Consider the following 13973-nt stretch of genomic DNA (forward strand, 5'->3'; position numbering starts at 1 on the left):
GACCTTGCAAAATTAGTCAAAAAACAATTTTAACCCATGCTTTGTCTCTCCATTACCACTCATGCACAAGGGGGCAAGTAAACTAGAACATATGATTAATCCAGCAGACCTTAATCGCATGCTTCATCGGGCGCATGCAACGGATAAGTCTGCTCAAAATCAGGACTCTCAGGCCGATAGGAAAGATTCTCGTGCGGTCTCTGATGCAACCGCAAAGACTGCAGACAACGCGAACAGCACTAAGAACGAAACTAAAAACGAAGATAAGAACGTCGGCGCACAAACTGCTAGGACTGTCAACGCCTCTCAACCGATTTCTTCTATCGCCTCTACTGCCTCTACTTCCGTGGACGGCTCTCCTACCACCGCTACTGATTCTCCTACGAAGACTTCCTCTGCTTCTGAGGAATCCCCAGCTATCACACCTGCCATCATGGCACAGCGCGTCTCTATAACTTACTCCTCTCATTTCTCAAGCAAATACTTCCTCGACGAGGAGTACCGCGCAGAGTACGACGTTGAATTTAGCAGTTCCGATAGTTCATCCACAACTTTTTCGCAGTTTAGCAGTATCTCAAGCTCCATCGTTCCGCTCTATAGCACATCGACTGCTGATACTTATGAGAACGAAGAATTAGCTGAGCAACTCCAGCTTTACATGGACTCTCAGCCTAGCGGTTTTGCTTTATCTCCTTCTAATCAGTCTCATACTCCTACGCCTGCGATTATGGCAAAGCGCAGCGAGGATGGCCCTCGCACATTCGCATCGCTTGATAATCGCGATCTACCTGTCGTCCGCGAATATTCGGCTGGCGGTTTGGTTTTTGACGACTATGATCGCGTGGCAATTATTGCACGCCATTCACGCTCGGGGCATTTAGAGTGGTGTCTTCCTAAAGGACATATCGAGAAGGGCGAAACGCCGGACCAAACAGCGGTACGCGAAATTCACGAGGAAACCGGTATTTTAGGTGAAGTCATTCACTCTATCGCCACTATTGACTACTGGTTTACCGGCGATGCTCAGCGTATCCATAAGCTCGTTCACCATTATGCATTGCGCATGACTGGTGGATATTTGACCGTTGAGGGCGACCCTGACCATGAAGCTGAAGATGCTACATGGGTAAAATTTGACGATTTGCCTGATGTCTTGAGCTATCCAAATGAGCGTCGCATTGTGTGGCTGTACGCTAAGAAGCATAGGAAGTAAGAGACTCTAGGATGTTTACGTCTTTCTTTACACATCACACCACGAGGGCTGCTACGTGGGTAAAGCATAGTGTATCTGCGCTTACCAGTATTATCATCGCGGTTGTTTTGTGCGTATCTGGCATAGCTGGTGTATCTACCGGCATTATGCCACATAGTTCCCGCAATTTTTCAAGTTTTTCAGGTTCTATTCCTTCAGCCTACGCAGCAGAAAAAGAAAGTGATTCACAGTCTCAGCAGACAAAGCGCAAAAAACAGCCTCTTGTTCTTTCCCAATCGACAAGCATCATCTCTCATGATTCTGGCTACTCTGCTACTTTTACCGTCACGAATACAGGCAATAAAGACACAAACGAAGGCACTCTGAGTGTCTTTGCAAATCCTGACTTTACGTTCAGGACGAGCGACCAATTGCGAGATTGGGCTACCGCACAGTCAGCAATTCCTACGCCTTCTCTTCTCACTAACACGCATGTTCCGTCTCTTAAAGCAGGTAGCAGCACACGTGTGACCATTTCCATACCTGCCGACGCTCCAGAGTTAGCAGCATTCACGACGTGGGGAGCGAAGCCTCTTCGGGCACGATGGAGCACTGACGACGGAAATATTTCTGAGGAACTTCATACATTCGTCACCCGCACCAATGCAGATACTGATTCTGCACAGCTTCCGCAAATAAAATTTGTCATCGCTGTGCCAGCAGGTACAACAAATTCTGAGCAATGTACAAACTCAAAAAATGTGCAGTCTCAGGCAAAGTCTTTCCTCAGCGATATTTTAGCAGGCAACAATCTCGGGTATACGAATACTAGCGAGAACACTGCGAGCACTGATAATTCCGGCGCTCTCCTTGGCACTCTTTCTGCCTTCACCCGCTGCACCACCTCTACTCTGACAAGCCTGCGAGATATTCAGACAGCAAACAGTAACGTTTCTTTCATCATGGACAGCGCTCTCACCCCATCAGTAGCAGCAACCTCATCAGGGAACGGGCTCAATGTTTCCGCAATTTCTCAGCCGTTTGGTGAGGACATTTCTACTCTTGGCTCTGCAAAACTTTCAGACGAGGCTGCTTCATGGAGCACAGATATCTCCGCATCCTCTGCATCGTCTTCTTTTTCTGCCACACCTCGTATCGCGTGGCAGGGCGCTACAGGATGGAGTGAAGAAGCGCTTAAAGCTGCACAAAAACAGGGATATTCTACTGTCATAGCAACGGACCACTACTACTCCACAAGCGATAGCGCTGTGCATAATTCTGTAAGTCATATCGCAATTAATGGCTCTAACATGACCGTACTGACTGCGCAGAAAGAATTGAGCACTCTCCTTCAAGGCACTGCTACCGACTCATATACTGCTGAAACAAGCGAGGCTGGACTTCTCAATCGTTTCATTGCTCAAACAGCTTTTTACGAGACGCAGGCACCTTATGAGGATCGCACAGTCCTGATAACCGCTGGTAATAGCTCTACTTCCCTCACACGCAGCGCTGTAGCACGTATAGCAAACTTCATCTCTACTCTCAATACAGCCTCGTGGGCACACATCGTCGGCATGAGCGATCTCCTCAATGCTTCTTCTGCCCTCGACGATGAAGATATGCACACCTTCGCTCAAAAAGCTTCTCACTTTACTGACGATGAGAAAAAAAGTATATCTGCTCTATCTAAAATTTTTGTATCTGCACAGTCGCAAAGAAATCAAATTAACTCTTTCATCAATGATGTCACAGAAATAAATGTAAATTCTGATGCCAATCGCACATCATCGCATTCATCAGAGGGAACTGGTCGATCGTCCTCTGCTCAGGATTTAGCTAAAGGTCAAGCTGACAAATCAAAACAACTCGCTGCTTTTGACTCTTCCCAGTGGGCAAAGCAACTCTTATCTCTTACTAACTTCTACGCTCTTCAATCTCTCAGTGCACATTCTATCCACAGGTACATCACGTCCAGCTCGTCTGTAGCGCCTCTCATCGCCCAAAAATTGCTCGTAGATAGCTTGTACAGCGCAGTAAAACTCTCTGCGCCGTCTTCATTACATGTCGTTAGTGAAAGCGCAACCATCCCTGTGATGATCTCCAATGATTTACCTGTACCTGTCAAGGTGGGGGTTTCTCCACAATCAACGAGTAGTGTCCATTCAGAAGTTACCGTCGCTGGGCATGAGGCAAACGTGATAGACGCGCATACAGATCAGCAAATTACACTTTCAGTCCATGCAATTTCCGGGTGGAGCACAGATTTCAAGCTTTATCTCACAACGAAAGCGAACTCTCGCTTCCCTGAGACTTCAAGCGTAGAAAAAGTGCGTATCACGAGTAAAATTACAATTTTGGATAACGCGGGATATATCATTTTCGTCTTAGCCATTCTTCTTGCTATCGTCGGTGCTCACCGTCAGATAGCTCGCTATAAGTCCAAGAAGGATACCCATCGTAATCGTGAGGATTAATCTGTATGAGTTCAGTTAGCCATAATTCCGTCATCATGGCTTCAGGCACGCTTGCATCCCGCCTCACAGGCATGATTCGAACTATCTTGCTTGCTGCGGCAGTCGGGACTACTGGCATTGCAGCTAATGCTTATCAGACAGGGTCATCTGTACCACAAATTATCTATACTCTCATTTCTGGTGGAATTTTTAACGCGATTTTGGTTCCCCAAATCGTACGCACACTGAAGTCTGAGAATTCAAAGAAAAATCTCGATAAGCTCGTCACGCTCAGTATGGCGATTCTTTTCGGCGTCACCATCATCATCATGGCAGGCACGCACATCATCACCTCTATCTTCCTGAGTTCATCATGGACCCCCGCTCAGCACGCATTGGCTGATGCGTTTACCTTGTGGTGTACACCTCAAATCTTTTTCTATGGAATTTATACGGTCTTAGGCCAAATTCTCGCTGCAAAAAACCGCTTTGCAATGTATGCTTGGAGCTCGGTCGCCGCAAACGTGGTGAGTTGCGCTGGTTTTATCATTTTTATCGCTATGTTTGGTAACGCTTCGCACAAGCCATTGGACTTCTGGACCACTGACAAAATCGCTCTCACCGCAGGAGCGTGGACTTTAGGCGTAGCAGTACAGGCACTTCTTCTTTTCATCCCACTCATCCAAAGTGGTTATATCTTCTCCTTCTCATGGGGATTCCGCGGTATCGGTCTGCGCTCTATGGGAAACGTGGCAGTGTGGACTATCGGCATTACGATTTTGTCTCAAATCACTATGATTATTACCTCACGTATCGCCTCTGGCGCACCATTAGCTGGCGGAGATCCTTACGGTATCGCAGGTAATGGTTCGTACCAAAATGCAATGACGATTTATATCCTGCCATACTCACTTTTTGCTGTATCACTCACTACAGCTACGTTTCCTCAAATCTCAACGTTTGTAGCAGAAAGACGTATACGCGACGCAGCTGACACTCTTGAGAGTTCACTCCGTTCCAACAGCTTAATCATGTTCTTCTTCACTGCGGTGATGATTGCTATTCCTCTGCAACTTTCAGCAGTATTCCTTCCTTCAGTCAGCGGTACAGAGCTTGGGCTTATCGCTCCTATTATGATGGCGCTGACTTTTTCACTTCCTGCAAGTTCGGCCATGCTCCTCGCCCAGCGCGCGTTCTACGCTTTTGAAGATGGAAAATCACCGTTTATCATCGCATGTATCCAAAGTGGCATCCTGATAATTATTCAGCTCTTTACCGCTCTTGCCATCAATCCTCATCATCAAGCAATGTGGCTCGGTATAGCAGTGTCTGTCAGCTACTATCTCGCTATGCCAGCAGTGCTTATCATGACTTACCGCTTATTCCGTGGAAATCTGCGTATCGGTAAGCTTGCCGTTTCTCACATTAAGATTCTTATTGCATCTGTATGCACAGCACTTGTGGCATGTGTGGTACAGTTTGGGCTCAGCACTCTCTTCCATTTCAGTCCACAGTCCGCACATGGAAAGGCTGCGTGGTTTGTAGCTCTTCTCATCTGCGACGTCACTACTCTTATTTCTGGCGCTGTATATGCTGGCGTTTTGATTGGATTGCGCGAAAAAGCATTTATAACGTTGATACTATCTCTTCTCAGACGTATAAGCCCTAACATTACCTTCACACATCGGGGAGGAAAACATTCCGTTCAGCCACCCTTCACGCTAGAATAGGTTACAGTGTTTGGTGTGGAATTGCATATAGAGAGATGCTATGAATTTTGCGATAGGTGACGTTCTTTTAGGTCGTTTCCGTTTGGTTGAACTGTTACGTGATGAGCCAGGATTTTCCGTGTGGATAGCTCATGACAATTCTTTGCAGAGAGATTGCCAAATTTCTATCGTTGCGAACTCCAGTATTATTTCTCGAGTCAACGCAGCTGCTTCCGCTCTTGCTCTATCTCATAACCCTCACTTCACTCAGGTACTTCATCTCCATCGCGAGGGAGAGGTCTGCGTCATAGTCACCGACCTCGATTCTGGTTCTACAATTCGTGACTATCTCACCGACCATGCATCACACTCTTCTACTTACCCGCTAAGTATGGAGGCAATTAGGTCTATTATTGGTGAAGTCTCTACTATCGTCCAGGACCTCATTCGCCAGTCTTTGGCTCACTACTGCATCACTGATTTAACAGTTCGATTGACACGCAGGGGCATCGTCCTTGCTGATTTCCCTGTATCGGCTGCTCTTCAGCCTCCTACATCTCCACGCTTGCGTAGTACAAACCATGATGTAGAAAGCATCATGGTATACCAGATTTCTGCTTTAGCTTTCCAGCTCATTACCGGTGTACAGTATCACACCTCTCTATCTTCTCGCGCTCTTACTTTATTGAGAGAAAATGGAGCAAGCAGCGACTTTCTTCTTATCTGCCGACGCGGCTTAGGCCTTCCTGACTCCCGAGGGCGTATGCCAGTTCCTCTCGTCACGATTATGGAGCTACTCATTCTCCTTGATTCATGGAAGCCATTAACTGAACTCATCACTCACCCAGAAACGCACATTAACGTTTCACGTGAAACATCTGCCCCCTCTATTACTCAAGCTGTCATTAAAAAAGCTGCGGATAGTGACATCGCTCAAATTCCGCAAACATTAAAAGATAAGCCTCACGGAAAGTCGAAGCAGCTTCCAGAGTGGAGTGCTTCTGAACTCATCTTTGGTCGAGCGCACGCAGTCGATATTTCCTCATCGACTTCTAACACCGACCTCTTTAATGCGTTAGGCGAGCTTGATGAGACAGGTCTTGAACGCGAGTACGATCCTTATGATTTCAACGATTTCTCTGATGGTCAGACTCGTACAACCGGTCTAAGTACGCACGCCATCCGCGCTGTCTCAGCTTCCGACTCACATCACGATGAACCTGATGAATATACAGACCATAATGTTTCACGTGAAACATCGCTGCCCCCAAGCTTTGCTCCACAACGAAACTCTCCACAAACACGTACTTCATCTGCTACAGTCGTCTCTTCCACAGGAGTTTCCTCCACCGACGTTTCCTCACAGGACAGCCCTGACCATATCAATCAAGCTCCTGCAGATGAAAATTCTCATCTCGAATCTCTAGCAGATTCCTCCGCAAAAACCTCTTCCACTTCTTCGTTTAGACAGCGCTTTAACGATTGGGCTCACACACGATTCGCACGCATTCTTATAGTCGGCCTCGCACTCATTATTTTGCTTGTCGCAGCAGTGTCAAGCTTGGGTCTTGGTGGTTCTAGAAGCACAAATAATTCCGACCCATGGTCCGAGCTCTCTCATGAAACTGTGCGATTCCCTGGTCAGGAAAGTAACAAGGGGACGAATTCAACGTCTTCTGCTACTTCAGATTCAGACAAGAAAGCTTCTGAGAAAAATTCCCAAGGAAAATCTCAAACTGATTCCACTCAGACTGATTCCCAGAAGAAAACAACTACGAAAAAGAAGTCACATACATCAACTCAAAGCACACAGACTGCTACAGTAAACGATAGTGATATTAAGCCAATTTCCCTTCCACACTCAAAGAGTGTTTCTGATGTACCTACTCCGCGCGGTACAGAAAATACTACCGAGATTAAGCCAAGTGGATATACCTTCCTTAACCGCCCTGCTGGCATTCGTGGATGGGGATATTCCTTCAATTTCGACCATCCAACCACACTATGGAAATTGGATATAGCAAATCAAACCGGTGGCGGTCAAGGCTACATCTATACAGACCCTACATCTGATGATCCCGCTTCTGGTCAGCAGGTGGGCACATTTACCTTCGCTGATAACGGTCAGGTGACGTCCATTATCCTGAAAAAGCCGACGACAGCCACACACTTCGTTGTATGGTTAGACGGTAAGGATGCAACGACACTGCCTTCAGTTATTCGTTTAAAGAGCTACGCATTCTACTAAAATTCAGCGCAAGGGAGACTCATGACTGAGAATAAATCGCAGGTCATTAAAAACGACCCATGGTTTGGTTCGTATGCATCCAGAGCAGAAGGAATGCGTGCTTCGGAGATTCGTGCTCTCTTTGCTGTGGCGAGTCGACCAGAAGTCGTTTCACTTGCCGGCGGCATGCCTTATCTCGACTATCTTCCCTTCGATGAGCTTTCTGAACTTGTAGCAAAAATGCTGCGCGAACAGGGCACTAAAGCGTGGCAGTACGGTTCTGCGCAAGGTGACCCACACCTACGCGAACGCATTCTCGACATTATCCGTCTCGAGCACATTACCGATGCACAAGCTGACGATGTCGTCATCACTAATGGTTCACAGTCGGGTCTTGACCTCATCACGCGCATTATGTGTAATCCTGGCGACGTCATCATTGCTGAAGACCCTAACTATGTGGGTGCTTTGGGCGTATTTCGAAGCTTTCAAACCGAAGTTGTCAATGCACACATGGATGCGGATGGGCTCATTCCGCAGTCTTTTGAAGAGGCGATTAAGACAAGCATTGCCCAAGGAAAGCATGTAAAATTCCTCTACACTGTTCCAAATTTTCATAATCCTGCAGGCGTGACGATGAGCGTGGAGCGCAGACCGCAAATTTTGGAGATTGCACGCAAGTACCATGTACTCGTTGTGGAAGATAATCCATACGGTTTGCTCAGTTTTGAGGATAAAACATACCCCGCACTGCGCTCATACGATGCAGACAACGTGGTATATCTCAGTAGTTTTTCAAAAATTATTGCTCCAGGTATGCGCGTAGCATGGATGATAGCCCCTCCGGGTATCCGCCAAAAGCTCGTATTGGGCAACGAATCTGCGATTTTGTGCCCTCCAAATATGAGTCAAATGACCATTTCTACGTACCTCGACAATTTCGACTGGAAGCAGCAAATCAAGGAATATCGTGGCATGTATAAATCACGGTGCGACGCAATGGATGATGCACTTCATACCTATATGCCATACTGCCAGTGGAATAAGCCACGAGGCGGCTTCTATATGTGGGTAAAAATTCCAGACGGACTCGATGCGAAAGCCATGCTCCCTCGCGCTGTCACTGCTCGCGTGGCATACGTATCAGGGACAGCATTCTACGATAACGGTCAGGGTGCTGATCACATGCGGCTGAGCTTCTGCTATCCGACCGAGGACGAAATTCGCGAAGGCATCCGACGTCTCTCTACCGTCGTTGATGACGAACTTTCCACTGCTCAACTATTCGGCACGACAAGTATTGAGAAACATTGAAGAAACATTAAAAATTCAGCCGACGTAGGCTATACGACGGACAGAACTCTTAAATTATCACATCGATTATCGAATTGAGGCTATGATGAATCCACGAATCCTTATCCTATGTGGGGGCTTGAGTCACGAACGTGACGTATCGCTCAATTCTGGTCACCGCGTGGCGGGATTCCTTGAAGAAAGTGGCACATGGGATGTCGATATCCGCGATGTCGATAGCACTTTAATCAATTCACTCAATGATTCCACGTATCGTCCAGATCTCGTATGGCCTCTTCTCCATGGTTCATATGGCGAAGACGGTTCTATCCGCGACGTGCTCGAAATGCTAGGACTTCCTTACATCGGTTCTCGTGCAAAAGCATCTATGCTTGCGTGGAACAAGCCTATTGCTAAAAATATCGTGCGCAAAATCGGTGGTCTCCACACTCCACACTCTGTCACGCTTCCTGAAGCAATGTTCCGCGAGCTTGGCGTCCAGCCGATTATCAACACCGTCGTAGGTTCACTGGGTATGCCGGTCATCGTCAAACCAACTATGGGAGGTTCAGCGTTAGGATGCACTGTAGTACGCGATTCCTCACAACTGCCTCAGGCACTCGTCGACTGCTTTGCCTACGGTTCAACCGCTCTTATTGAACGTTTTGTAGAGGGTACAGAAGTATCTGTATCCATCCTCGACACAGGTGACGAAGTCATTGCTTTGCCTCCAATGGAGATCAACACCCCAAGTAGCACATATGATTACTCAGAACGCTATACTCCTGGTGCCACTGAGTTCATCATTCCTGCACGATTAGATGATGATGTGCTTGTCGCGGTCAAAGATAATGCCCTGACCGCGTATCAAGTACTTGGGATGCGCGATATTGCTCGTATGGACTTCATTGTGGACACACACGGCACAGCACAATTCCTTGAGGCCAATGTCACCCCCGGTATGACAGATGTATCTATCCTTCCTCGCCAGGCTGTGGCAGCCGGCTATGATTTAACGGAATTATATTCGCGCATCGCACAATCTGTCCTCTCACAGCATCGCAACGTTCCCTACACGGAATAAGTTTGCATTCCTTCGAGTTATATACATAGTTTTACTACACATATAACTCGTTGTAAGGAGCTTTCTGTGACTGTTTATCCTGCCCTTATCATCGGTTCTGGTCCTGCTGGATATACTGCTGCATTGTATCTTGCTCGTGCGGGGTATCAACCACTGGTCATCGCAGGTGCGCTTACTCCTGGCGGGCAACTCGTCAACACTACAGAAGTTGAGAATTTCCCAGGTTTCCCTGATGGGATTCTAGGACCTGATCTTATGGACAATATGCGTAAGCAGGCAGAAAAGTTTGGCGCACATATCGAGTATGACGATGTTGTATCTGTGAATTTAAATGGAGAAATTAAAAGTGTCACTACCGATTCTGGCGAGACGTATCAGGCACGCACCGTTATTGTCACTACCGGTTCCTCATATCGCCATCTCCATGTGCCAGGAGAAGAAGAATTTGCAGGTCGCGGAGTATCTTACTGTGCGACGTGTGACGGCTTCTTCTTCAAGGATAAACCTATCATCGTGGTAGGCGGTGGTGACTCCGCTATGGAAGAAGCTCAGTTCCTCGCACGATACGGTTCCAGTGTCACAGTGATTCACCGTCGTGACGCCTTCCGCGCATCTCACATTATGCTTGACCGCGTGAAGAAAAATGACAAAATTACTCTTGTCACAAACACTGTCGTTGAGGAAATTAACGGTGATGATACAGGTGTCACATCGGTTACCGTTCGGAACGTCCTTGACGATACCACATCATCTCTCGATGTTAATGGTCTTTTCATCGCAGTGGGGCATGTACCACAAACTGGTTTTCTCAAAGACGCATTAGCTCTTGACGATGACGGATATATCCTTGTCGACAGGTCGAGCACTCGAACGTCTACTCCAGGAGTATTTGCCGCAGGTGATGTCGTCGATAAAGTGTATCGACAGGCAATCTCGGCAGCGGGTATGGGATGCCGAGCTGCTCTCGACGCACAAGCTTACCTCGCTGAACTCGGGATGTAGACGCACAAAGAGACTTTACGCCCCTAACCTATACCCAGCCTTCGTTTGTGTCTTTTGACTCATTGAACTCATCGCCAGAATTGAGTACAGCAAGAATGCGATCCAAGTCTTCTTGAGAAGTAAAGGTTATCTCAATACGACCGCGTTTTGCTGAACCTTTTATTGCCACGCGCGTATCAAAGCGATTTTCCAGCTGAGAGACGAGAGTAGAATTAGCCCAAGGATTTGTGCGAGCCTTACGCTCTTTCTTTTTAGGGTTTGCACCATTCTTCAGCGCTACAAGCTCTTCCGTTGAGCGGACAGAAAGTCCTTCTGCTACGATGCGCTGTGCAAGAGTCTCCATATCGTCCTGAGATTTTAAGGACAGTAATGCGCGAGCGTGACCAGCTGAAAGTACTCCAGCAGCAACCTTTTTCTGTACTGTACCTGGGAGCTGTAAAAGGCGTAGTGTATTCGTAATCTGTGGTCGAGACTTTGACACGCTCTTCGCAAGCTGCTCTTGAGTCAAACCAAATTCTTTAAGCATTTGCTGATATGCGGCCGCTTCTTCCAACGGATTAAGCGCTACTCGATGCAAATTCTCGAGTAAAGCATCGCGAAGCATATCATCATCGTGCGTTGTCTTGACAATCGCTGGAATTTTTTCAAGCTGTGCCATACGACTTGCGCGAGTACGGCGCTCTCCCATGATGAGCTCATAATGATGACCATCATGAGCGTCAGGGTTAACTTCGCGTACAACGATAGGCTGCAAGACTCCTACTTCTTTAATGGAGTCAGATAGCTCTTTTAAGTTATCTTCATCGAAGACCGTTCGAGGCTGATACTCATTTGCCACGATATCGTCAAGCTTGACCTCAGTTAGGTATGCACCTTTGACTGGTTTCAATCCTGCGATGACCGATGCACCTTCCGTGGAAGAAAGCAAAGCATCAAGTCCAGCAGATGATTTGTAGCTTGGGATAGAGTCTGCCATAGAAGGAATAGCAGGACGTTCCTCTTCTTCCTCACCTTTTGAGGAGGAACTACTCTGAGTCGATGTACCAAAATTAATCGCTGGCATCGTGGCACGCTTCTCAGCTTTGCGTCGCTGAGGTGTCGGTGTCCCTAGCTTGTGAGCTGAATTTACTACTGCATTTTCAATGATTTCCTGAGCAGAATTTTCCTCGGCAACCTCAGTTAAATCTTCGTCAATAGTTGGGAACAATGCGCCGAGACCCTTACCGAGTCGAGAACGTCCTGGCATTTTACTGCTCCTTCTTCAATCGATCGAGTAACTTAAAGATATTGTTGCTCTTCTTGTTGATTTCTAACGCCGCTTCACGATATGCGATAGCACCTGCACCACGCGAATCGTAGGCAATTACGGATTGCGCGAAACTTGGCGCTTCGGAAATACGCACTGCGCGAGGAATAGTGGTCTTCAGCAAAAGCGATGCATAATGCTGTTCTACTTCCTGATATACCTCTTGGCTCAAGAGCGTGCGACGGTCATACATCGTAATCACAATGGCTGAAATCACGAGCTGCCTATTCATACTCTTCTGCACTAGCTGAATAGTGCGAAGGAGTTGCCCTAATCCCTCTAACGCATAGTATTCAGCTTGAATAGGAATAATAACCTCGTGTACAGCACACAAAGAATTTAACACAAGCAAACCTAGACTTGGTGGGCAGTCGATAATGACGTAATCGTAATGCTTTTCTGACTCAGCGATAAATTTTTGCAATTGGTCACGAAGCAGATATACGCGATTATCTAAACCAGCAATTTCTAGCTCAGCGCCGGACAAATCAATCGTTGAAGGTACGACATCGAGATTATCAAAATCGGGGCATACCTGAATTGCCTCGGAAATCTGCGCACGTCCCTCAATCACGTCATAGAGCGATAGGGTATCGGCACCATGCTCAGCTCCCAATGCCGTAGAAGCATTACCCTGAGGATCCATATCGAGCACAAGCACGTTCATTCCAGCCTCAGCAAATGCAGCAGCAAGATTTACCGATGAGGTCGTCTTGCCTACACCGCCCTTTTGATTCGCCACGGCAAGGTAGCGGGTACGCGCTGGGCGAGCAAAATTCTCATGCGCTAGATTCTCTAAACGATTTTTTTCATCAGCTATAGATGCACCTACAGATGCTGAGTCCTTCGATGTACTACTAAAGATACGATTAATAACATCGGTAGCAGTTTCAAATTGAGGCTCATCATTCAATGTTTCACGTGAAACATCACTCATGATTTTTCCTCCTTCTCATATCTGAGAGTGCACTTCTATAGTGGTATATCTTCTATATTGATATATACGGTCTATTTTTTCTCTACAACAAGCACGCGCGTTGATTCTAAATCCCCGCCGACAGGAGCTTCATAAACTACAGGAGATACAGCGCCATACTTTTTCATTTCCTTCGCTGCTTTCTCCAATTCAGTTTCCACACTTCTGCCTTTGAGTGTTACTAATTTACCACTTGGGGCTATCAACGGGAACACCATTCCTGTGAGTTTTGTCATTGGTGCTACTGCTCTGCATGTCACAATGTCAAAGCCTTTGAAATGCTTCGGCAGGAGAGACTTGATATGTTCTGCGACTTTACCAGGCACAACTTCCTGCGCACGAGCACGCACAAGAGTTACATTCTTTAAGTCAAGCTCATCGACAACTTCATGAAGCCATTCCACACGTCGTTCCATTGGCTCTACAAGATAGAGAGGAACATCCGGCAGACATGCCGCAACAATAATTCCGGGGAATCCTCCACCTGAACCAATATCTCCGATAATTGGCTTTACCGAGCGGACGTCATCCATCTCCTCAAGAAGGAATGGAACGAGAGCTGCAGAGTTAAGAATGTGACGTTCCCAAATAATATCCACATCGCGGGGACCAATAATTCCGCGCGGCTCGCCTTCCTCTTCTAACTTTTTGTGGAAGAGAGCAAGCTTTTCATAGGCATCGCCGAGTATCTCACGTGGAAGGTCAGAATGTGCAAGCTGATCTGTCAT

Annotated in this window: 10 protein-coding genes; 7 read left to right on the forward strand and 3 right to left on the reverse strand. The window is 47.0% G+C overall.

Annotation, left to right across the window (positions count from 1 at the left end; genetic code table 11):
• Positions 1-91 precede the first annotated feature (91 nt).
• The 7 genes from ACFQY8_RS02005 (at position 92) to trxB (ending at position 10963) form a co-directional block, all read left to right on the forward strand.
• Positions 92-1213 (forward strand): NUDIX hydrolase, encoded by a 1122-nt coding sequence (locus ACFQY8_RS02005; protein WP_377938093.1) that lies wholly within the window; start codon positions 92-94, stop codon positions 1211-1213.
• A gap of 11 nt (positions 1214-1224) precedes the next feature.
• A complete protein-coding gene (locus ACFQY8_RS02010) occupies positions 1225-3669 on the forward strand; it encodes a DUF6049 family protein (protein WP_377938095.1) in 2445 nt (814 codons plus the stop codon).
• Positions 3670-3674: 5 nt separating this feature from the next.
• Positions 3675-5378: a murein biosynthesis integral membrane protein MurJ gene (gene murJ / locus ACFQY8_RS02015; RefSeq protein ID WP_377938097.1), complete on the forward strand. Its 1704-nt coding sequence runs from the start codon at positions 3675-3677 to the stop codon at positions 5376-5378.
• A gap of 40 nt (positions 5379-5418) precedes the next feature.
• On the forward strand, positions 5419-7605 hold the full coding sequence (locus ACFQY8_RS02020; protein ID WP_377938099.1) for a hypothetical protein: 2187 nt from the start codon (positions 5419-5421) through the stop codon (positions 7603-7605).
• Between the two features lie 21 nt (positions 7606-7626).
• Positions 7627-8898, forward strand: a complete 1272-nt coding sequence (locus tag ACFQY8_RS02025) for an aminotransferase-like domain-containing protein (RefSeq protein ID WP_377938100.1) — start codon at positions 7627-7629, stop codon at positions 8896-8898.
• 82 nt (positions 8899-8980) lie between these two features.
• Positions 8981-9961 carry a D-alanine--D-alanine ligase family protein gene (locus tag ACFQY8_RS02030; protein ID WP_377938102.1) on the forward strand — a complete coding sequence of 327 codons (981 nt, stop codon included), beginning with the start codon at positions 8981-8983 and terminating at the stop codon, positions 9959-9961.
• Positions 9962-10027: 66 nt separating this feature from the next.
• Complete coding sequence (gene trxB, locus ACFQY8_RS02035; protein ID WP_377938104.1) at positions 10028-10963, forward strand: thioredoxin-disulfide reductase; 936 nt, start codon at positions 10028-10030, stop codon at positions 10961-10963.
• A gap of 28 nt (positions 10964-10991) precedes the next feature.
• Here the strand turns inward: trxB and ACFQY8_RS02040 are convergent, their stop codons facing one another.
• From ACFQY8_RS02040 to rsmG, 3 genes are all read right to left on the reverse strand, one after another.
• The gene (locus ACFQY8_RS02040) at positions 10992-12209 is read right to left on the reverse strand and encodes a ParB/RepB/Spo0J family partition protein (protein WP_377938106.1); all 1218 of its coding nucleotides are present in this window, start codon (positions 12207-12209) and stop codon (positions 10992-10994) included.
• A 1-nt stretch (position 12210) separates the two neighbouring features.
• Positions 12211-13206 (reverse strand): ParA family protein, encoded by a 996-nt coding sequence (locus ACFQY8_RS02045; protein ID WP_377938108.1) that lies wholly within the window; start codon positions 13204-13206, stop codon positions 12211-12213.
• Positions 13207-13277: 71 nt separating this feature from the next.
• Positions 13278-13973, reverse strand: coding sequence for a 16S rRNA (guanine(527)-N(7))-methyltransferase RsmG (gene rsmG, locus ACFQY8_RS02050; protein ID WP_377938110.1), 696 nt, complete (start codon positions 13971-13973; stop codon positions 13278-13280).

This window comes from Alloscardovia venturai (assembly GCF_042676605.1).
In the GTDB taxonomy this organism is placed as follows: Bacteria; Actinomycetota; Actinomycetes; order Actinomycetales; family Bifidobacteriaceae; genus Alloscardovia; species Alloscardovia venturai.